Source organism: Azotobacter tropicalis (assembly GCF_059739045.1).
This window is the reverse complement of the sequence record NZ_AP046059.1, coordinates 1-20,459: the sequence shown is the minus strand read 5'-3', so window position 1 is coordinate 20,459 and position 20,459 is coordinate 1. Positions and strand designations below refer to the sequence as shown.

The 20,459-nt window shown below is 61.4% G+C and carries 24 protein-coding genes, 2 tRNA genes and 1 pseudogene; 8 read left to right on the top strand and 19 right to left on the bottom strand.

Annotated elements, in window-relative coordinates:
* Window positions 1-418: 418 nt before the first annotated feature.
* Window positions 419-619, bottom strand: a complete 201-nt coding sequence (locus Atro_RS00135; RefSeq protein ID WP_497925829.1) for a YodC family protein — start codon at window positions 617-619, stop codon at window positions 419-421.
* A gap of 580 nt (window positions 620-1,199) precedes the next feature.
* On the opposite strand from Atro_RS00135, the gene Atro_RS00130 reads away from it, so the two are divergent.
* The 8 genes from Atro_RS00130 (at window position 1,200) to Atro_RS00095 (ending at window position 7,584) form a co-directional block, all read left to right on the top strand.
* Window positions 1,200-2,588, top strand: a complete 1,389-nt coding sequence (locus Atro_RS00130) for a tyrosine-type recombinase/integrase (RefSeq protein WP_497925827.1) — start codon at window positions 1,200-1,202, stop codon at window positions 2,586-2,588.
* Window positions 2,588-3,451 carry a hypothetical protein gene (locus Atro_RS00125; RefSeq protein WP_497925825.1) on the top strand — a complete coding sequence of 288 codons (864 nt, stop codon included), beginning with the start codon at window positions 2,588-2,590 and terminating at the stop codon, window positions 3,449-3,451. The genes Atro_RS00130 and Atro_RS00125 overlap by 1 nt, the downstream gene beginning before the upstream one ends.
* A gap of 128 nt (window positions 3,452-3,579) precedes the next feature.
* Window positions 3,580-3,783, top strand: a complete 204-nt coding sequence (locus Atro_RS00120) for a helix-turn-helix transcriptional regulator (RefSeq protein ID WP_497925823.1) — start codon at window positions 3,580-3,582, stop codon at window positions 3,781-3,783.
* On the top strand, window positions 3,783-4,268 hold the full coding sequence (locus Atro_RS00115) for a hypothetical protein (protein ID WP_497925821.1): 486 nt from the start codon (window positions 3,783-3,785) through the stop codon (window positions 4,266-4,268). Before Atro_RS00120 ends, Atro_RS00115 begins: the two co-directional genes overlap by 1 nt.
* Window positions 4,265-4,975, top strand: a complete 711-nt coding sequence (locus Atro_RS00110; protein WP_497925819.1) for a hypothetical protein — start codon at window positions 4,265-4,267, stop codon at window positions 4,973-4,975. The genes Atro_RS00115 and Atro_RS00110 overlap by 4 nt, the downstream gene beginning before the upstream one ends.
* Window positions 4,976-5,040: 65 nt before the next feature.
* Entirely contained in the window at window positions 5,041-5,355 is a 315-nt protein-coding gene (locus tag Atro_RS00105; protein ID WP_497927728.1) for a phage NrS-1 polymerase family protein, read from the top strand.
* Complete coding sequence (locus Atro_RS00100) at window positions 5,265-6,704, top strand: DUF3987 domain-containing protein (RefSeq protein WP_497925817.1); 1,440 nt, start codon at window positions 5,265-5,267, stop codon at window positions 6,702-6,704. Before Atro_RS00105 ends, Atro_RS00100 begins: the two co-directional genes overlap by 91 nt.
* Before the next feature lie 256 nt (window positions 6,705-6,960).
* Window positions 6,961-7,584 (top strand): hypothetical protein, encoded by a 624-nt coding sequence (locus tag Atro_RS00095; protein ID WP_497925815.1) that lies wholly within the window; start codon window positions 6,961-6,963, stop codon window positions 7,582-7,584.
* A 31-nt stretch (window positions 7,585-7,615) separates the two neighbouring features.
* On the opposite strand, the gene Atro_RS00090 is transcribed toward Atro_RS00095, so the two are convergent.
* The 18 genes and pseudogenes from Atro_RS00090 to Atro_RS00005 form a co-directional block, all read right to left on the bottom strand.
* A tRNA-Pro gene (locus tag Atro_RS00090) sits at window positions 7,616-7,692 on the bottom strand.
* Window positions 7,693-7,772: 80 nt separating this feature from the next.
* Complete coding sequence (locus Atro_RS00085; RefSeq protein WP_039804752.1) at window positions 7,773-8,129, bottom strand: MerR family transcriptional regulator; 357 nt, start codon at window positions 8,127-8,129, stop codon at window positions 7,773-7,775.
* Complete coding sequence (ihfA, locus tag Atro_RS00080) at window positions 8,110-8,412, bottom strand: integration host factor subunit alpha (RefSeq protein ID WP_011913482.1); 303 nt, start codon at window positions 8,410-8,412, stop codon at window positions 8,110-8,112. Before ihfA ends, Atro_RS00085 begins: the two co-directional genes overlap by 20 nt.
* A gap of 3 nt (window positions 8,413-8,415) precedes the next feature.
* Complete coding sequence (gene pheT / locus Atro_RS00075; protein WP_497925803.1) at window positions 8,416-10,794, bottom strand: phenylalanine--tRNA ligase subunit beta; 2,379 nt, start codon at window positions 10,792-10,794, stop codon at window positions 8,416-8,418.
* A gap of 36 nt (window positions 10,795-10,830) precedes the next feature.
* Complete coding sequence (pheS, locus tag Atro_RS00070; RefSeq protein ID WP_497925801.1) at window positions 10,831-11,847, bottom strand: phenylalanine--tRNA ligase subunit alpha; 1,017 nt, start codon at window positions 11,845-11,847, stop codon at window positions 10,831-10,833.
* A gap of 196 nt (window positions 11,848-12,043) precedes the next feature.
* Window positions 12,044-12,400, bottom strand: a complete 357-nt coding sequence (gene rplT, locus Atro_RS00065) for a 50S ribosomal protein L20 (RefSeq protein ID WP_089167862.1) — start codon at window positions 12,398-12,400, stop codon at window positions 12,044-12,046.
* A 30-nt stretch (window positions 12,401-12,430) separates the two neighbouring features.
* Window positions 12,431-12,625, bottom strand: coding sequence for a 50S ribosomal protein L35 (rpmI, locus tag Atro_RS00060; protein ID WP_039804765.1), 195 nt, complete (start codon window positions 12,623-12,625; stop codon window positions 12,431-12,433).
* Window positions 12,626-12,687: 62 nt separating this feature from the next.
* Window positions 12,688-13,239 (bottom strand): translation initiation factor IF-3, encoded by a 552-nt coding sequence (gene infC / locus Atro_RS00055; RefSeq protein ID WP_169531319.1) that lies wholly within the window; start codon window positions 13,237-13,239, stop codon window positions 12,688-12,690.
* Window positions 13,239-15,161, bottom strand: a complete 1,923-nt coding sequence (gene thrS, locus Atro_RS00050; RefSeq protein ID WP_497925798.1) for a threonine--tRNA ligase — start codon at window positions 15,159-15,161, stop codon at window positions 13,239-13,241. The genes infC and thrS overlap by 1 nt, the downstream gene beginning before the upstream one ends.
* Window positions 15,162-15,391: 230 nt before the next feature.
* Window positions 15,392-15,470, bottom strand: a tRNA-Val gene (locus tag Atro_RS00045).
* Window positions 15,471-15,597: 127 nt separating this feature from the next.
* Window positions 15,598-16,044 (bottom strand): holin family protein, encoded by a 447-nt coding sequence (locus Atro_RS00040; RefSeq protein ID WP_497925796.1) that lies wholly within the window; start codon window positions 16,042-16,044, stop codon window positions 15,598-15,600.
* Complete coding sequence (locus Atro_RS00035) at window positions 16,041-16,526, bottom strand: glycoside hydrolase family 24 protein (protein ID WP_497925794.1); 486 nt, start codon at window positions 16,524-16,526, stop codon at window positions 16,041-16,043. The genes Atro_RS00040 and Atro_RS00035 overlap by 4 nt, the downstream gene beginning before the upstream one ends.
* Before the next feature lie 71 nt (window positions 16,527-16,597).
* A complete protein-coding gene (locus Atro_RS00030; RefSeq protein ID WP_497925792.1) occupies window positions 16,598-17,299 on the bottom strand; it encodes a polysaccharide lyase family 7 protein in 702 nt (233 codons plus the stop codon).
* A gap of 31 nt (window positions 17,300-17,330) precedes the next feature.
* Window positions 17,331-17,573, bottom strand: coding sequence for a hypothetical protein (locus tag Atro_RS00025; protein ID WP_497925813.1), 243 nt, complete (start codon window positions 17,571-17,573; stop codon window positions 17,331-17,333).
* Window positions 17,525-18,625: an SGNH/GDSL hydrolase family protein gene (locus Atro_RS00020; RefSeq protein ID WP_497925811.1), complete on the bottom strand. Its 1,101-nt coding sequence runs from the start codon at window positions 18,623-18,625 to the stop codon at window positions 17,525-17,527. The genes Atro_RS00025 and Atro_RS00020 overlap by 49 nt, the downstream gene beginning before the upstream one ends.
* A gap of 206 nt (window positions 18,626-18,831) precedes the next feature.
* Window positions 18,832-19,491 (bottom strand): hypothetical protein, encoded by a 660-nt coding sequence (locus Atro_RS00015; RefSeq protein WP_497925788.1) that lies wholly within the window; start codon window positions 19,489-19,491, stop codon window positions 18,832-18,834.
* Window positions 19,492-19,830: 339 nt separating this feature from the next.
* Window positions 19,831-19,989 carry a hypothetical protein gene (locus tag Atro_RS00010; RefSeq protein ID WP_497925809.1) on the bottom strand — a complete coding sequence of 53 codons (159 nt, stop codon included), beginning with the start codon at window positions 19,987-19,989 and terminating at the stop codon, window positions 19,831-19,833.
* Window positions 19,959-20,255: pseudogene (locus tag Atro_RS00005) on the bottom strand (phage tail tip fiber protein). Before Atro_RS00005 ends, Atro_RS00010 begins: the two are co-directional and overlap by 31 nt.
* Window positions 20,256-20,459 lie beyond the last annotated feature (204 nt).

Sequence of the window (20,459 nt, the reverse complement as noted above, 5' to 3'; positions counted from 1 at the left end):
TGAGCGCTGCCCAAGCGCTCACGCAAGGACACCTGCCCCGGAGAAGCACAATGGGGTGGCAGCGAGGATTCGGCCTGCCCCCTAGCACATCAGGCAACAATGGCCTAGCCATAAGGGAATGTGGCTCACTACTCCCAGTTGTCGCCGACTGGTCGAAGCGGCGCCCGGCGCCATGGATCCTGCGCAGCGGTGTTCATGGCGGATACGTCCCCGCTGCTTCGACTTCACGGCATAGCGTTTTGAAGTGCTCTTTGCCCGCTGGCGTCTGGAGCACGCCCCACGTGGTATTGAGTGGGGATACAGACCATCAGACTGTCGTTCATGCTCGACACTACGCGCTTTGAAAACAGGCCAGCCACCTCTGGAAATGCTGGCCTTCGCCGCTGCCCTGCTCTGGCTACGCTGACAGTCAATAGAACTAAGGCGCGACCTTCTCCAGCACTGCCACATCAAAAACGTGCTCCTGCGGCTTACCGCCATCGAACCAAATACATTTGGCTCCTTTCTCCGGACCCCGCGCCAAACCTTCGGCATAGTTGCCGATACTCTCAACCGTCATCGCTGGCCCACCGCTTTTCAACGCAACGATATCGCCCTTCACAAACTCAAGCTCAGTCATTTTTCTGCTCCCTAGGAATGGCTGAACTTCAAGTATGGAGCGGGTTTCGCAAATCAGCTTTCACATGTAGTTCCAATGCTGAACCATGCCCACTGAAGCCCTCCTATCCAAGGCCAAAGGCGGGTCAGGCAGAGCATGATTGCCACTTCGCCGCAAAGAGGATGCGATGAGTAGGACTTCAAGATGAAAGCTGACGCGTAATTTGCCATCGGGCATAAGTCAGCATTGGCAACCTGAGAGATGTGCGCATGCTGAACTCGCACAGCTTTTCACTAACGGTGATCAGAAAAGCCAAATCGCAGGACATGAAAAAGGCCGGTGATTGCTCAACCGGCCTAAGTCATTGAATTTATTGGTCGGGACGGAGTGATTCGAACACTCTACCCCTTGCACCCCATAAGGGTAAATCATAGTCCGACGCCTTCCTGACAAATCCACATATCATCGCCAATCCATTGATTTCACTGGATTACAATCTTTGCCTTGTCCACTGTGTTCCGCTAGCATCCGTTTACAGCCACGCACAAACGGTCACCAAACGGTCACCAGAAAACGCAAACGGTCACGACTGGAGAACAGCATGGGCGAAATCACCGACCGCCAGTTGAATACTAAGCCTGCGGACAAAGATATTTGGCTGAACGAATCAGCCCCGAAAGGGCATGGCCGCTTTATTGCCCGGATCACCCCCAGCGGCGACCGCCTTTTCTACTTCCGCTACACCGACTCAACCGGGAAGCGTGTGCGCCTCCCTATCGGCGCCTATGACCGGGATGGCACTACCGGATTAACGCTGCGGGCTGCCCGTCAACGCGCCCGTGAACTGGCTGACCTGTACTTGAGTGGCATTACCAATCTGCGCGAGCACCTGGAAGCCGAAGAAGCCACCCGCATTGCCGCTCGTGATGCCGAGCTGGCGCGACTGGCCGCTGAGAAAGCCGACGCCGAGGCAGAACAGGCCCGGCAGGCAGCACGCAAAACCGTTGCCGAGCTGTTCGAGCATTGGGCAAATGTGGATCTGGTCAACCGCAAGGATGGGGGCGCCGAGGTGCGCCGGATGTTCGAAAAGGACGTGCTGCCCTACTTGGGTAAGCTTGCTGTAGCCGACGTGAGAAAAGGCCACATCACCGAAGTGACGGACGCCCTCCTCACCCGTGGCGTCAATCGCATGGCCAAGCTGATCTTCTCACTGATGCGGCAGATGTTCCGCTTTGCCGTGGACCGTGACCTGATCGAGCACGACCCTACAGCCAGCATCCGCAAAGCCAAGATCGGCGGCAAGGACGTGGAGCGCGACCGCGTGCTGAGCGACGACGAAATCCGCATCCTCGCCAAGAAAGTACCGGAGGCCGGCTTACTGGTCACGACGGAGGCGGCAATCTGGATCGCCCTGTCTACCTGCTGCCGCATAGGCGAACTGCTGGCCGCCCGCTGGGAACATGTCGACCTGGAGCAAGGCGCCTGGCTGATCCCTGCCGAGAACAGCAAGAACGGGAAGCCGCACACCGTCACCCTATCCGCCTTCGCTGCTCGCCAGTTCGAGCGCGTACAAGCAATCAACGGCGCGTCGCCTTGGTGCTATCCAAACACTGACAACAGCGGCCCGGTCTGCCCCAAGACCGTGACCAAGCAGCTTGGCGACCGCCAACGCCAGCCCGACCAAGGCACCATGAGCCGCCGCAGCGCCAAGGCCCAAGCCCTGCTGCTGCCGGGAGGCAAGTGGACACCGCATGACCTACGCCGCACCGGCGCCACACTGATGACCGCCCTCGGTGTGCTGCCCGAAGTGGCCGAACGCTGCCTAAACCACACCGAGGAAAATAAGGTTAAGCGCACCTACCAGCGGCACAGCTACGCCACTGAGATGGCCAACGCTTGGCGTCTGCTGGGCAACCGCCTGGACCTGCTGACCCGGCCCGATGTTGACAACGTAGTGCCGTTTAGCCTCTGGCACGGTAGGGCTATGTGATGCCAACTATCCCCCTTGGCTCCAATATCCCCGGCTTTTATGGCTGCATCGGCACCAGCCTGTCCACCGACGAAGCCTTTTTCCAATTGGGGCGCGCGGTAATTTGGCTGAAGCATGGCGGGTCGATACCGCCATATATTCTGGCTTTTCTTGTGGACGGCTTCCGGCGCCAAGTGGAGGGGCTGGAGCGTCCCGGCGCACGTGGGCGCTTCATCGACTGCGTAGAACGTGGCGAGCCTATCTCGCCTGCCCTGCGCGCCGAGATCGTTGGATGGCTCCGAAAGCAGATGGACAAGGACACAGATGCCAGTGGCTGGCTGGGGGGCAAGGCTGGGCGCCCGCCAAAGGCCGGCGAATCCGATGTTGGCTGGATCAAAATGTGGGCTTGGTATTGCTACCACCTAGACCCGCAATTCGCCCTCCTGCCAAAGAGCCTGATCGAGAGCGGGCGGGCCGAGGCGGTCGGGGTATATTTGCACAGTGGCCTGGTGAACTACCAAGCACCGTTGCCGGGGCTGTCTGCCCGCAATGTCATGCGCTACGTGGAGGAGTTCGCACACAGCGGCTTCCAGCTGATCCCCGAGGAAATGCATCCGGTGGAGAAGCGGGATATCAAAGAATGGAATCGCACGAAGGCTCGGCTGTTCTGCGTCAACTGGCTAGGGCTGTCCAATGGCGAGCCGACACCGTCCCCGCTAGTTGCCACAGAGGGCGAGCTTCCCCCTATGGATATCGAGGCATCCTGGGCGCGACAGGCCGATCATCCGAGGCCAGCGCCTGCCCCAAGCCCGGCAGATATCGAGGCGCGCAGGATCGTTAAATCCTGGACCAGTGCGAGATTTGCAGCGAAGAGCAAGTCCTGAAAGTCCTAATGTCCTGCTGATCGGCTGCCAAAAAACAGGGGGGTTTATTGGCAACGACGGGGCCCTGCCCCACCCCCTAGATTCGCCATCGTCCGCAGCGCCCCGCTGCGACTCAAGAGGAAACGACGATGGCCGCAATAGCACACCAAGTCACCCGTCTTATGCGCCTGCCCGAAGTGTCGGCGCTGGTCGGCTTCAAGCGCACCCACATTTACGACCTGATGGCCGAGGGGAAATTTCCCAAGGCTCGCCGCATCGGCGTCCGCGCTGTCGCGTGGGATAGCCGCGAGGTCGAGCAGTGGATCGCTGATCGCCTGGAGGGCCGCGCCTGATGTCACGCAAAAAGAAGCCCACCACAAAGGGCAGGCTCGGGAATAAATCGCGCCGTCATGATATATCCGCCAGCGCCAGCATGATCTATCTGGACTTCATGGCCATCGACCATAGCTATTTCAAAAGGCACAAGCGCAGCGAGTATCGCATTCGGCGCATTATGCCCGGCGAGATACAGGGCGGCCTCACGGGGCTGAGCTGCCCCCCCGGCCTTGACCCCACCGAGGTGCGGGCGGCAATCGAGGCGGGGCTGTCGTCGCACACCCACACTGTGGTTCGCCGGCTCGGCCCCGGTACTCACGCGCGGAAGTTCTTCACCCTGCCTGATATCCCCGGTCACAAGTGGAGCGAGGAGGACGCGCGCAGCCTGTTCTTGGAAGGCTGGATGCCGCTCCCGGTGTTCGACTTCCCGCCGCCTGTTGACGGGAAATGGCCCGAGCCGCCCCGCGCCCCGGTTGTTCCGATGCAGGGAGGCAAGCAATGACCGCCCTCGCACAAGTACCGCCGCCCTCGCCCATAGCCGCCGCACTCGATCCCGGCGGCGCCCTGCATGCCCTGGCCGCACACAAGGCGTTCCTGATCTATGAGCTTGTTCCCAAGGAGGGCCGGCCCGGCAAGATGGACAAGGTGCCACGCTACCCGGCGAGCTGGGCGCAGCGGGAAGCCCTGATGAGCGCCGCCGATGCATTGATGATGCTGCCCCACTGGCTGGAGACGTTCCGCCACAGCGGCGGCATCGGCTTTGTGTTTCATGAGGACGACCCGTTCTGGTTCTTTGACGGGGACGGCTGCCGTGACTCCGCCACTGGGCAATGGAGCGAGCTGGCCACTCGCCTATTCCAGCGCCTGCCGGGCGCCGCAGTCGAGGTCTCGTCCAGCGGCACCGGCTTCCACCTGATCGGCACCTGCGCCAAGCCGTTCGATCACACCTGCAAGAACACCGAGCAAGGCCTGGAGTTGTACACAGGAGGGCGCTTTGTGGCGCTGACCGGGATAGGCGCCCAAGGCAACGCAGCAAGCGACCTCGATGCCGAGATCCGCGCTGTCGCCGCCGAGTATTTCCCGCCCCGCGCCAGCAGCACCACGGCTACCCCTGTGGACTGGAGCGACGCCCCCCAGCGGGAGGGCTGGAGCGCCCCGAGGATGACGACGAATTGCTGGAGCTGGCTAAGCGCAGCCTGCCGCGTCTGACGGCTGCCCAAGCGTTCGGCGGGGAAGCCGGCAAGGCGAGCTTTGCCCAGTTGTGGAATTGCGACGTGGAGGCCCTGAGCGCCTGCTGGCCGAGCGACCGCAGCGAAGGCGATGGCATCGACCGCAGCAGCGCCGATCTGGCCCTGGCGTCGCGTCTGGCCTTCTGGACCGGCTGCAACCCGGTGCGCATGGAGCGCCTGATGCGGCGCTCCGACCTGGCGCGGGACAAGTGGGGCCGGGGGACTACCTGTGCCGGACCATCGAGAGGGCCATCGCTGGCTGCACCAGCGTGTACGGCCAGAAGGCCCCGCGTGCGCTGCTGCCCGAGGACGAGGCCACGCCGAGCGCAGCCTATCCGGTCGAGGCCCTGCCACCGGTAATGCGCGACGCCGCCCTGGCGATTGCCGAGCATGTACAGGCCCCGTTGGCGCTGGCCGCTCAATGCGTGATCGGCGCTGCCGCCCACCTGGCTCAGACGCGAATCAACGCACCGCATATTCATCACCCCAAAGGCATGCCGGCATCGCTGTTCATGCTGACCCTGGCCGACTCCGGCGACCGCAAGAGCGAGTGCCGCCGGCTAGCTTTCCGTGTGATCGACGAGGCCGAGCGGGAGGCACGGAGCGCCCACCGGCAGGCATGCGCTGAGATCGAGGCCGAGGCCCGCCAGCACAAGGGAAAGAAGCGGGAGGAGTACCTGGAGGCACACCCGATGCCGCCCGATCCCCGCACGCAGTACAGCGACGCGACGTTCGAGCCTATCGCCGGTGATTTCATCCGTGGCACCGCTGCTGCCTCCTGGGACACGGACGAAGGCGGGCAGATGCTGGGCGGCGCCTCGCTCAAGGCCGACACGCGAACGGCGACCATCGGCGGGCTGTGCAAGGCGTTCGATGCCGGCACGTTCGAGCGCACCCGCTCGCGTGCCAATCTGGAAGGCTCTGGCTTTGCCTACCATCGTCGTCTGAGCGTCCATCTGCTGGCGCAGCCCATCGCTGCGGCCGAGGCCCTGAATGACCCTTTGCTGCGCGGTCAAGGCTTCCTACCGCGCTTCCTGTTCGCCAGCCCCAAGAGCCTGGCCGGTACACGGCTCCTGGACGCCGAGCGGATGGCCCGCCAGAGCTGGGATGACTGGCGCCTGCAAGCCTTCTGGAGCCGTTGCCGGGAGATTCAGACCAGCCATGACCACATCGACAAGGATACCAGCGAAGTGCGTCCCCCTGTGCTGGCGTTGGCGCCGGACGGGGAGACCGAGTGGCTGGAGTTCTACAACGAGGTCGAAGGCGAACAGGTCACGCTGGGGCAATTTGCTGGCTTGCGCCCTTTCGCCGGTCGAGCGGGCGAGTTGGCCCGCCGCCTGGCCACTGTGCTGGCCCACTTCGAGGGGCGCGGCCGGATTGATGGCGAGGCCATGCGCAACGCCTGCGCCATTGTTCGTCATAGCTTGGGGGAGTGGCTGCGGTACACGGACAGGGCTGCGGTTGACCCCGACCTGCGGCAGGCTGCTGCGCTACTGGAGTGGCTGCGCGATTCAAAGCGGGCGGATGCCTGGCGGGAGTTCCACCGGGACAAGCTCGGCAAATCTGGGCCGCCGGCAGCCCGTAGCGCCAAGCGACGCGACAAGCTGCTGGCGATCCTGGTCGAGCACGGCAACCTGACCACCAGCGACGGGAAGCAATTTCAACTCGCCCCCCTTGCGGATTCTGCGGACTCTGCGGAAAGCCAGTAACAGCGCGGGTTTGCCGTTGCGGAGGATTTGCGGAAAAGTGCGGAAAGCCTGCGGAAGTCGGCGCCCCGTAAGTTATGTAACTTCCCGCGCCGTGCTTTCCGCAGAAAATCCGCGACTCTCCGCAAATCTTCCGCAAGCTGGAGTCCCTAAGATTCGGGGCTTTCCGCAGAATCCGCAGAATCCGCAGCCCCCCACCGTCCCGCACACCCTCAAGCACTCAATATTTCATCTTCCAAATTACCGAGGTTAGAAAATCATGAGCAGACCGAAGGAACATGGGACGGTCGAAAATTTTCTCCGCCTGGATATCAACGCTCTAAACCGTTACGGACTGCTGGAACCGGGGCGCTCCTTTTTGTGGCAATGGGGACCGGGCGCCAGCATCCGCATTCACGTGGAGGATGCCGAGCATCTGTGCCTGAGCTATCGAGTGGCAGGGAAGTCGCGGGAGTACCGCACCGCTATCGAGTGGACGCCGGTCCACCTGGGAGGCAGGCGCCCTTGGTTTCACTGTCCTTCCTGTGGCAGCCGCATGGCCAAGCTGTGTATTGGTGAGGTGACCGCCTGCCGCCACTGCCTGAGCCTGAACTACTCCGCCCAGCAAGCCAGCAAGAGCGACCGGCCGCACAACCGCCACTGGAAGCTGCGCCGTGCCCTGGGCTGCCATGAGCTGATCCCTGTCGATCAGATCCCCAAGCCCAAGGGCATGCACTGGCGAACCTTCGCCCGGAAGATCGAGCAGTTACGGGAGGCTGAGCGGCAAGCCGTCGCCTCAATGGCCGAGTATGTGCGGGGCTGCGCGAGTAAGCCCAGCCAAGCACAAACGGTCACCCAACGGTCACCAGAACAGCCAAATTGCAGAAATGAAAAAGGCCGGTGATTGCTCAACCGGCCTAACTCATTGAATTTATTGGTCGGGACGGAGTGATTCGAACACTCGACCCCTTGCACCCCATGCAAGTGCGCTACCAGGCTGCGCTACGCCCCGACTACTTGCCCCGGTTTACCGGAGCGGGTCGAACTATATATTAAGCTTCTGAAAAGTGGAAGTTTTTTTTGCGACTTCGGCTATTTGCGCAAAACTTGAAGAACATCCTCCAACTCGGCGATCGTCTGTCGGATCAATTGCCGGTATTGGGTCGTATCTTCCTTGGCTTCGTCGCCGGAGAGGCGCAGGCGCGCCCCGCCGATGGTGAAGCCCTGCTCGTACAGCAGGGCGCGGATATGCCGAATCATCAGGACATCCTGACGCTGATAGTAGCGCCGATTGCCCCGACGCTTGACCGGGTTGATCTGGGGAAACTCCTGCTCCCAGTAACGCAACACGTGCGGCTTGACCGCACAAAGCTCACTGACCTCGCCAATGGTGAAGTAACGCTTCCCAGGGATGGGAGGCAATTCGTCGTTATGGCTTGGTTCCAGCATAGGCTTCAACCCTGGCTTTCAGCTTTTGCCCTGGACGAAAGGTGACGACGCGTCGTGCCGTAATCGGGATTTCCTCTCCCGTCTTGGGATTGCGGCCAGGCCGTTGGCGCTTGTCGCGCAAATCGAAATTACCGAAGCCGGATAATTTGACCTGCTCGTTGTGCTCCAGCGCCTGGCGGATTTCCTCGAAGAACAGCTCCACCAATTCCTTGGCTTCTCGTTTATTCAGGCCAAGCTCTTCGTAGAGACGTTCTGCCATCTCAGCTTTCGTCAGAGCCCCCATACGTTACTTCCTTAACGTCGCGTTGAACCTTTCTTCCAGCGAGGCGAGGATGTTCTGGGTTGTACTGTTCACCTCATCATCGTTAAGAGTGCGCGATGGATGTTGCCAGGTCAAGCCAACGGCCAGGCTTTTTCTTTGCGGATCAATGCCTTTACCTTGATAGACGTCAAACAGCCGAAGGTCGGTCAGATAGTCCCCTGCCGCCTCGCGGATAGTCTGCAGTACCGCTTCGGCCGGCGTTTCGCGATTGACGATCAGCGCCAGATCGCGGCGCACTTCTGGGAAACGCGAAAGTTCGCGGAAAGTCGGCAGACGACCGGCGGTAATTTCCGCCAGGCTCAGTTCGAACAGGAAGACCGGCTGATCCAGTCCCAATGCCTTGCCCAGCTCAGGATGCAGGGAACCCAGGAAGCCTACCAGACGCCCCCCACGCTCGATCCGTGCGGCCTGTCCTGGATGAAGGGCTGGATGCTCGCCACTGACGAAGCGGTATTCGTCGACAGCACCGGCAGTCGCGAGCAGCGCCTCCACATCGGCCTTGGCATCATAGAAGTCCACCGCATCCCGGGCATGACCCCAGCTCTCCGGCAGGCGGCTGCCAGTGATCACCCCGGCCAGCACGGCCTCCTGCACGAGGTGGCTCAGCTGACCGACGAAACGCAGGCCACTCTCGAACAGACGCACACGAGACTGCTGGCGGTTCAGGTTGTACTGCAGCGCCTTGACCAGTCCCGGCCAGAGCGAGGCACGCATAGCCGCCATGTCTGCGGAAATCGGATTAGCCAGGGTCAACGGCTCGGTGCCCGGCGCGAAGAGCTCGAACAGCTTGGGATCGATGAAGCTGTAAGTGATCGCTTCCTGGTAGCCGCGCGCAACCAGCAGGCGACGCAGCACCGGCAGTTCGCCACGGGCCTCGGCACGCGCCTGCGGTGCCAGACGTGCCTGCGGATAACGAACCGGCAAGTTGTTGTAGCCATGGAGACGGCCGAGCTCCTCGATCAGATCCACCTCGAGACTGATATCGAAACGATGACTGGGCACTCCGACTTGCCACTGGCCAGTTGCAACGGCGTGGACCGTCAGCCCCAGCGCGACCAAGAGGCGCTCGATTTCGGCAGCCTCCATGCGCAGACCGAGCATCTGCTCGATACGCTCGGCACGCAGGGTGATCGGCGCCACCTGCGGCAAGTATGCCGGATCGACCACTTCGACGATGGGGCCGGGCTCACCGCCGACGATCTCCAGCAGCAGCGTGGTAGCGTGCTCCATGGCTTCGCGGGCCAGCTGCCAGTCGACACCACGTTCGAAACGGTGCGAGGCGTCGGTATGCAGGCCGTAGGAACGGGCCTTGCCAGCGATGGCAATAGTGTCGAAGAAGGCGCTTTCGAGAAACAGGTCGCAAGTGCCGGCAGCAACACCACTGTGCTCGCCCCCCATCACGCCGGCGATGGCCAGGGGGCGCTCGTGGTCGGCGATCACCAGGGTATCGGCGCGTAGGCTAACCTCCTGACCGTCGAGCAGGACCAGTTTCTCGCCCTCCTCGGCCATGCGCACACGGATACCACCGCGGATCTCGGCGAGATCGAAGGCATGCATCGGCTGGCCCAGTTCGAGCATCACATAGTTGGTGACGTCGACCGCCGGATCGATGGCGCGAACATCGGAGCGGCGCAGGCGCTCGACCATCCACGGCGGGGTCGGCCGTGACAGGTCGACATTGCGCACTACGCGACCGAGATAACGCGGGCAAGCTTGGAATGCCAGCACTTCGACCGGGCGCACTTCCTCATGTAGCGGCGGTACGCTGACGATCGACGGATGGGTGACCGGAGCGCCGTAGAGGGCGCCCACCTCGCGGGCCAGGCCGGCCAGGGACAGACAGTCGCCACGGTTGGGAGTCAGATCTACCTCGATGCTGGCATCGTCCAAGTTGAGGTAGGTACGGATATTCTGCCCCACCGGCGCGTCGGTCGGCAGCTCCAGCAGGCCGTCATTCTCCTCGCTGATCTTGAGTTCGGCTGCCGAGCAGAGCATGCCGAAGGACTCTACGCCGCGCAGCTTGGCCTTCTTGATCTTGAAGTCTTCGCCAAGCACGGCACCAATCATGGCGAAGGGAATCTTGATGCCCGGGCGGGCATTGGGTGCACCGCAGACCACCTGGAAGGTTTCGCTGCCATCGCTCACCTGGCAGACGCGCAGCTTGTCGGCATCCGGATGCGGCTCGGCGGCGAGAATCTCGCCCACCACCACGCCGCTGAAATTACCCGCCACAGGGGTAACGCTGTCCACCTCGAGGCCAGCCATGGACAGACGGGCTACCAGCTCATCGCGGGACGCCTGCGGGTTGACCCAGCTTCGCAGCCATTGTTCGCTGAATTTCATCCTGTTCTCCCAAAGAATTCGGTTACGGTTGCGGTCCTAGCGGAATTGCGCAAGGAAGCGCAGATCGTTGTCGAAGAACAGACGCAGGTCGTTGACCCCATAACGCAACATGGCCAGGCGCTCGACGCCCATGCCGAATGCAAAGCCCTGGTACCTCTCCGGGTCGATACCGGACATGCGCAGCACGTTGGGATGCACCATGCCGCATCCCATTACCTCCAGCCAGCCGGTGTGCTTGCACACCCGGCAGCCGTGGCCGCCGCACATCACGCACTGCATGTCGACCTCGGCCGAGGGTTCGGTGAAGGGAAAAAACGAGGGGCGGAAACGCACGCCAAGCGGCTTTTCAAAGAACACCCGGAGAAACTCCTCGATGGTGCCCTTGAGGTCGGCGAAACTGACACCCTCATCGATCAGCAGGCCTTCGACCTGGTGGAACATCGGCGAGTGAGTGATATCCGAGTCACAGCGGTAGACGCGGCCCGGACAGACGATACGGATCGGTGGCTGGCTGCTTTCCATGGTGCGCACCTGGACCGGCGAGGTGTGGGTGCGCAGCAGCATATTGGCATTGAAGTAGAAGGTGTCGTGCATCGCCCTCGCCGGGTGATGGCCGGGAATGTTTAGGGCTTCGAAGTTGTGGTAGTCGTCTTCGACTTCCGGCCCCTCGGCGACGCTATAACCGATATGAGTGAAGAACTGCTCGACACGCTCGAGGGTACGGGTCACTGGATGCAGACCGCCGGAGGTCTGGCCACGCCCCGGCAGGGTCACGTCGATGCGCTCGGCGGCCAGCCTGGAGGCCAGCGCAGCGGATTCGAGGTCGGCCTTGCGCGCGTTGAGGGCCTCCTGAACGCTGCTCTTGGCCGCATTGATCAGAGCACCCGCCTTCGGCCGCTCCTCGGCCGAAAGTTTGCCCAAGGTCTGCATCAGCTGGGTCAGTTCGCCCTTCTTGCCCAGGTAGTGGACCCGGAGCTGCTCCAGGGCATTGATGTCTTCGCAATGTTGCACGGCCTCGAGCGCTTGCGAGACCAGTGCATCCAGGTTTTCCATGTACAACCTCCAGGGGGTCTTGCAGAACTGTCCTGGCGCCTGCTTCGACCTTTTCGCACTCGGCAGGCGGTCTGCCAGGAACGCAGCGCTCGGTTTTGCAAAAACCCCTTCTCAGATACGAAATAGGGGAAGAGCACTGGGCTCTTCCCCTATTGGTGACGTTCGGCACCGGGCTAGCCCGGTGATTGTCGGGGAATCAAGCCAAGATGGCTTTGGCTTTCTCGACAATCGCGGCGAACGCTGCTTTCTCGTTCACGGCCAGATCGGACAGAACCTTGCGGTCGATCTCGATAGCCGCCTTCTTCAGACCGGCAATCAGGCGGCTGTAGGACAGACCGTTCTGACGGGCGCCGGCGTTGATACGAGCGATCCACAGGGCGCGGAACTGGCGCTTGCGCTGACGGCGGTCACGGTAGGCGTACTGGCCTGCCTTGATCACCGCCTGCTTGGCGACGCGGAATACGCGCGAACGCGCACCATAATAGCCCTTGGCGAGTTTCAGAATTTTCTTGTGACGGCGACGGGCGATGACGCCACGCTTAACACGAGCCATGAATAATTACCTCTGGAATCTTGACCGGAATTAACGAACGCGCAGCATGCGCTCGACTTTAGCGACGTCGGACGGATGCATCAGCGAGGTGCCGCGCAGCTGACGCTTACGCTTGGTCGTCATCTTGGTCAGGATGTGGCTCTTGAAAGCGTGCTTGTGCTTGAAGCCGTTCGCAGTCGGCTTGAAGCGCTTCTTGGCGCCGCTCTTGGTTTTCATCTTTGGCATGTTCGGATACTCCGCATTGAGTGATTACGCATAACCGCAAGGCCTGCCAGTGCCCTGGTGGGTTATTTTTTCTTTTTGGGGGCGATGACCATGATCAGCTGGCGTCCTTCCATCTTCGGATGCTGTTCGACGGCGCCATATTCGACGAGGTCGGTTTCGACCCGCTTCAACAGCTCCATGCCCAGCTCCTGGTGAGCCATCTCACGGCCGCGGAATCGCAGGGATACCTTGGCCTTGTCCCCCTCGCTAAGGAAACGTACCAGGTTGCGTAGTTTTACCTGGTAATCCCCTTCTTCCGTCCCTGGTCGGAACTTGATTTCCTTGATCTGGACCTGCTTCTGGTTCTTCTTCGCCGCCGCGACCTGCTTCTTCTTCTCGAACAGGTGCTTGCCGTAGTCCATGATCCGGCACACGGGCGGTACCGCGTCGGCGGAAATCTCGACCAGATCCAGCTTGGCCTCTTCCGCTACACGAAGCGCTTCATCAATCGAGACGATGCCAATCTGCTCGCCGTCCACTCCAATTAACCGAACCTCGCGTGCCGAGATATTCTCGTTGATCGGGGCTTTCGGTTGAGCTTTTCTATCTTGTCTCATTTCACGCTTAATAATGATTACTCCAATTCTTGGCGACCACGCCGGGCTACCGCCTGCGCCAGCATCTCACGGAACTTTTCGACAGGCATCGAGCCCAGATCGACTCCTTCACGGGTGCGCACAGCTACGGCTCGCGTCTCGACTTCCCGATCTCCGATCACCAAGAGATAGGGAACCTTGAGCAAAGTATGCTCGCGAATTTTAAAACCGATTTTTTCGTTTCTCAAGTCGGACTTGGCACGGAAACCGCTTTGATTCAGGATCTTCTCGACCTCGAGCGCGAACTCGCCCTGCTTGTCGGTGATATTCATGATCACCGCCTGGGTCGGCGCCAGCCAGGCCGGGAAAGCTCCCTCGTAGTGCTCGATGAGGATGCCGATGAAACGCTCGAAGGAACCCAGGATCGCCCGGTGCAGCATCACCGGATGCTGGCGCTCGTTGTTCTCGCTGACGTACTCGGCGCCCAGACGGACCGGCAGATTGAAGTCCAGCTGCAGAGTGCCGCACTGCCAGACACGCCCCAGACAGTCCTTCAGGGAAAATTCAATCTTCGGCCCGTAGAAGGCACCCTCGCCCGGCTGCAGCTCATAGGGCAGGCCGGCAGCCTCCAGGGCCGCGGCCAGCGCGCCCTCGGCGCGATCCCACAGATCGTCGGAGCCGACGCGCTTTTCCGGACGAGTGGACAGCTTCAGCTGGATATCCTGGAAGCCGAAGTCGGCATAGACCTGCTGGGTCAGCTCGATGAAGGCGGCGGACTCGGCCTGCATCTGTTCTTCGGTGCAGAAGATGTGCGCGTCGTCCTGGGTGAAGCCGCGCACGCGCATGATGCCGTGCAGCGCCCCCGACGGCTCGTTGCGATGGCAGGCGCCGAACTCGGCCAGACGCAGCGGTAGCTCGCGGTAGCTCTTCAGGCCCTGGTTGTACACCTGCACATGGCACGGGCAGTTCATCGGCTTGATCGCGTAGTCGCGGCTTTCCGATTCGGTGGTGAACATGTTCTCGGCGTAGTTCGCCCAGTGCCCGGACTTTTCCCAGAGCACGCGATCGACCACCTGCGGCGTCTTGATCTCCAGGTAGCCGTTCTCCCGCTGCACGCCGCGCATGTACTGCTCGAGCACCTGGTACAGGGCCCAGCCGTTCGGATGCCAGAACACCATGCCCGGCGCCTCTTCCTGGGTGTGGAACAGATCGAGACGCTTGCCGAGCTTTCGGTGATCGCGCTTCTCGGCCTCCTCCAAACGATGCAGGTAGTCCTTCAGGTCCTGCTTGCTGGCCCAGCAGGTACCGTAGATTCGCTGCAGCATCTTGTTCTTCGAGTCGCCGCGCCAGTAGGCGCCGGCTACCTTCATCAGCTTGAAGGCCTGCAGCTTGCCGGTGGACGGCACGTGCGGGCCACGGCACAGGTCAGTGAAGCCTCCCTGGCTGTAGAAGGACAGCTCCTCGTTGCCGGGGATCGAGGAGATGATCTCCACCTTGTACTTCTCACCCAGCTTGTCGAAGAACGCCACGGCATCGTCACGGGACATCAGCGAGCGGATCACCGGCAGATCGGCCTTGGCCAGTTCGGCCATCTTCTGCTCGATGCGCTGCAGGTCTTCGGTAGTGAAGGGCTGCTCACAGTCGAAGTCATAGTAGAAGCCGTTCTCGATCACCGGACCAATGGTGACCTGGGTACCGGGGAACAGCTCCTGGACTGCCATGGCCATCAGGTGCGCGCAGGAGTGACGGAGGATTTCCACACCCTCGGCATCCCGGCCGGTGACGATCGACAGTTCGGCATCCCTGCCGATCAGGTACGAAGTATCGACCAACTGGCCGCCGATCTTGCCAGCCAGCGCCGCCTTGGCCAGACCGGCGCCGATGGAACCAGCCACCTCGGCGACCGACACCGGGTGATCGAACGTGCGCTGACTGCCGTCGGGAAGAGTGATGATGGGCATGGCGCCTCCTCTCCTAGTGGTGACCCCTACCAAAGGCCACATGGGTTGGGATTAGCCAGTAAAGCGATCCGCCGGATATGCCTGCCTCACATTGGCAGGAGCCCACAGGCCCAATCCGGGCGAAGCGGAGTCACTGGAGGTATAAGGATGCGGGATGCTTTCAGAAAGCCGTGCCACTGACAAGCGACCCATAAAAAAAGGGTCGCTTTCGCGACCCTTTTTCTTCGATTTGGTAGGCACAATTGGACTCGAACCAACGACCCCCACCATGTCAAGGTGATAGCCAGCCAGCACTAACTTATTGAACCTACAAAAGAAATGGGTCTAATCGCATTCCCTTGAATGCGGGGATTGTAGCACGAAATATCAATAAGTTAGCGTTGTATTTTCATACAGGAAAACACCTCTTTGGCCCGTTCTGGGCACCTCAATCCCCCTATTTTTTCTGCGCCAGCACGCTCACCCTCTTCCACCGATCAGCCGTCCGCAGCGTCCCGAGCCCAAGCATCCCGAACACCAGCTCGAACAGCACCTCGTCGAGCGACGGCAGCGGCGGGACATCGGCGGTACCGGCCACGGTCAGCACCCACGGCAGCAGCGGCCTTACCACAAACTCGTAGGCCAGGCCCGCCACGCAGACATAACCCGCCAGCGGCCGCCAGCCCGCCTGGAAGCCCGACTGGCTCGCCGCCTCGACTTCGTTGATCTTCGCCTGGGCCAGGTTGATCTGCAGGGCCGCGTCCAGCTCCTTGAAGGCGCCCTCCTGCTGCAGCCTGAGCAGCTCGAGCTGGGCCGCGGCCTTCTGCTCGGGATCGGGGATCAGCCGGTCGAGCAGTCCGGCGACGGTCGGCAGCAGCGCCGTGGCGGTGGTCAGCAGACTCATGCCAGCACCCCGCCGGCGGCGATGAACTGGGCGAGCAGGTCATCGGTGGCATGCTCGTGCTGGCCGTAGCCGGCGCCGGGCAGGCTCGCCCACCGCGAGCGGCAGCTGCGGAGCGCCTGCTCGATGCGGCCGGCCTTGATGTCATCGAGCGCCCGGCATTCGCGGATCAGCTGGAGTGCCATGCGGTCCTGGCTGATTGGCGAGAAGTCAGGCAGACCAAGCTGCTTGCGGTAGTGGTCGTAGTAGCGCGACAGGATCTGGTAGCGCCCGGCCGCGGTCGACTTGATGCCGAGCAGCGGCAGGCTGATCAGCTTGCGCGGGTGATCGGTATAGCCGGCGAACAGACCTCCGCCCACCAGTACGTCGTAGCCGTGGTCGCGGGTCGGCTGTCGGCCGTTATCCGTGCCCTCGCTCCAGGCGATCAGATCCAGAAAGGCGCACACGTTCGCACCGCCGGCGACGGCGGCAGAGAGTCGGGCCATGGGGAGTCTCCAGAAACAGCAAACCCGCCGGCGGCGGGTTCGGAGTAATGATCAGAGGGGATAGCTCGGCGTTACGGGCGCTCGACGACAAGGCTATGCAGCCGTGCCCGCGCGCCTTCGGTTGGCAGGGTCAGCTCCGTGGCGTCTTCCTGGACGTAGAGCCCGGCCTTGAAGTACAGCAGGCGGCCGAGGTACGACGGCAGCAAGTTGAAGCGACACTCGCCACGGCGAGTACCGTGGGCAAAGTTGACCGACACCACCCCGCCGCCGCTGACCACCACCGAATAGCTGAAGCGTTCATCGATCGGCACGCCTTCAAGCAGCACGAAACCCGGGTCGTCGCTCTGGTTGCAGGCCTGGCGAACCTTGGCCTGGACGCTGAATACCTTGCGCTCCGGGTCCTTGCTGGCGTCGGCGATGATCTTCAGGACAGGGCGGGAGATGTCCTTGATGTGGATCTGGCCGATACAGACCCGCCCGTTACCGTTGAACTGGAACAGGGTCATCGCTGGCCGCAGGTACTGCGCCGGATGCTCGCCCAGCTGCCAGTTCTTCAGGGTCTTGGTGCCGGGGATGATCTCTCGGAACTCGGTGCGCGAGCGATCCGAGTTCGGCGTGGTGGCTTCGGGCTTGGTGGGGGTCCAGAGGTCCACCTCGCCATTGCTCAGAACATTGAAATATTCATTGGACGGGAACTCGCCCGGCCAGTACGTCTTGGCATCGCCATCCGAGGCCAATTCGGGGGTGGTTAGGTTAAAACCGGAAAGATCCATGATGTCTCCTATCAGGTGATGGTGCGGGGTCTTACAGAACCTTGTGCGCCGTCATCTGGCCGACCTTCACGGTGCCGCGGATCGGCACGCCCTGACAGCCGTAGATCACGGCGCGCAGCTTGATCTCGGTTTCTGTCAGGTCGGCGGTCAGGTAGGGCGTCTCCTGTGGGCCGGCCTCCGGGCCTGGACTCATCTGCCAGCCCTCGGCATAGCGGTCCAAGCTCTTCATGAAGTAGGCGGTGCCGCCACGCATGAAGCGCAGATCGAGCGACACCCCGCCCACGCCCGACAGCCCCGAATAAACCACCTTGCCGATGCCGCGCAGAATGTTGCCGGTGGCCAGCGAGGCCAGGGGATGGCTTGCTCGAGGATCAGGTTCGAGCCGGCGAGGGTCGGCGTACCCCCCAGCTCGAACACCTGGTACTCGCCACCGTCCGGGTTGACCTCCTTGGAGCAGACCACGCTGCCGCCGGTCCAGCTGGAGCCGGCCACGTTCCAGTTGTTCGCTACCGGCCCGGTAGCATTGGCCGAAGCCGACTTGGTGCCGCCGGTCCCGAGCATCAGCGGGTTGGCGGTCAGCCAGCCGCCCTTGCAGTAGGTGGCGTCGTAGGGCTCGTCGTAGGTCGGCAGGATCAGGGGCGTACCGAACAGGTCGATCAGGTGCGGCGCCGTGGTCTTGGCGATCAGGATGCCGCCCGGCTGGTTCGGGTGCAGCTGGTCGACGAAGAACTCCGGCCTGGGCAAGGCCAGCGCCTCATTGGCCAGATCGACCAGTAGCGGCCAAGGGTCCGAGACCCGGATGCCCAGCTCGGGCATGCGCTCCAGCACCCATTCACGCAGTCCCAGGTGATAGCTCAGCTGATCGCCGGTCAGCACATAGTCACCCCCACGGGGCAGCTCGGCGATCATGATCGGGATCTTGCCGGCGTCCAGCTGCATCTTCAGCCCGGACTCGATGTTCCGCTTGCTGCGGTTCAGCGAGAAGTTGTTGGTCGGGTTGCGGTCGTTGGTGCCGATCAGGTTGACGAACACGTCGCCGCCGGCAGCGAGCTTGTTCGGCATATCGTTGAGCCAGTCGGCCGTGGTGTGTCCCGGCGTGGCGGTGTTGCGTGCCTTGTCTGTACGCACCCGGCCGTTGGTCTGGCTGCAGTAATGGGCCGAGTGGCCGTAGTTCTCCCCGGTGATGCTCGGCGCGGTGCCGCCGAAACCGTTGGCGGTACGGCTGTCGCCGGGGCAGTTAATCCAGCGGTCCAGCGGCTTGAAGCTGAGCAAGTCGGTGCGCTTGACCTTCAACCGGTCTAGTTCGTCAATTAGTTGAACTGGCATATCAGCTACTCACAACGACTGAACCATTTGAGAAAACAACCTGCCCACCGGAGACAACAATATTTGCCAGAGTAGATTGATTGGGCTTTAACACAGAACTTACCAAAGGCCGCATAACCGGCTTAGTTATTGGTCGGGTTAGCATGGGGGCCCCATAAATAACGAAGCCCGCATTAGCGGGCCGGTGATTGGAGGGTTGTCAGCAATTAACTTTTCTTGGCCAGTAATACCGGGAAGTAACCAATGCCTACGCTGGAAGTTGAACTATTCAATGTAAGCCCGACAACACCAGCCGAAGTGAATGACACACCGATGTGGAGTGTTGCACTGGCCTGACTGATCACCGAGTAAGAGTGGCAGTGGCTGACCAGGGCAAACTCATCATTTGCTATCGTCACACCGCTCTCATACTCAGTTAGCGAGCTATTCCATACAGTCCTTGTCCAAGCTGTAATGAACCGACTGAACTTCACGAGCTGGCTTGATGAGTGAAAGCAAATATTGCCGCCGCCGTCCCTGATGCGCATTCCATAGTTTCCGGAGGCGGTAAGCGGCGCCCAGATTGCAGCAAGCCAATCCAGGTTGCTGATCTGCGATGTATTCCCGTTGACCAGCCGGAATCCCGTCCAGTTACCCGGCGAGCCGATCACACCGCACTTGATCGATAGTTTCTCGCCTTGACTCGCCCATGTTGGTTTGACGAATATCAGAGGGGGTTGCTGTGTTGTGCACACCGTGGGAAATGTGACTGTCGCTTGATATGCCGTTCCGAGGTTAAGAGATCCCTCGGCGTGCAGACTTAGGTAGGGACGCTCGGCAGAAACCTGGATCACCCCACCGTCGTTACGTGCTCGAAATCCAAACATCAGAGCATCCTGAATGCCATCAGTCGATAAACACCCGTGGCATATGTTCTAGTAGACACGTTCCCGGCGTTGCACTGCGCAGTGTTATCTGGTTACCAGAGAACGGGTATATATAAGGCATGCCGGGATACCCGTTACCCGATGTTGGATTATAGTTTCCCGGATACTCAAGAACATACAAAAACAACAAGTAGACGGATCGAAGCCGTCTATGGTTATTGTTGTCTCCACGATCCCCACGCCAGTCCAATCCCAGAACCTCGTTGTAAATTACCTCATATGTGAAATCGCCCGAGTCCAGAATGATCTGGCCCTGTTCATCCCTAACTCGTAACCACATCAGTTCAATGCTCCCAGCTCAACGCGCAGCACGTTGTTGGCGTCGTAGATGTAGACGCCACTGTTGTTGATCAGCATCCGACCGCTCCCCGCTACCGGCGCGTTGATCTCGAAGTTGCCATCTTTGCTCAGCCGCCAGCCGGCTTGGGCCCTGCGCATAGTTCGTCGACTGCAGCGCCGTTGGCGATCTTGGCCATGTCGATGGTTGCCGTCGCGATGACCGCCGAGTTGATGAACACCTGGCCGCCCTGGATCACGAACGGCGTGGCGATCTGGCCGTTTGGCGACATTTATCACCGCGAAGCGGTCGGCCTGACACAAGATCTGCGCCTGCATCCCTTCAGGGTGTTCTCGATGCCGATGCCCATGCCGGCGCCGTAGTACTTGCCGTCCTGGGGTGACTGCAAGCTTGTGACGCTCCACATCGCCGACAGCTCGCCATCGAGCCCTGACAGCGCTTCGCTGGGTCTGCTGGATCGCCGCCGAGTTGCTGCCGGCCGTGGCTTCGACGGTATCGATCCGCGACGACAACGCACTATCTGCGCCTGCCCGGGCCGACGCCTCCGATTGAATGGCCGCCGTATTGCTGGACGCGGTTGCCTCCAGGGTGGTCAGCTGCGACGACAAAG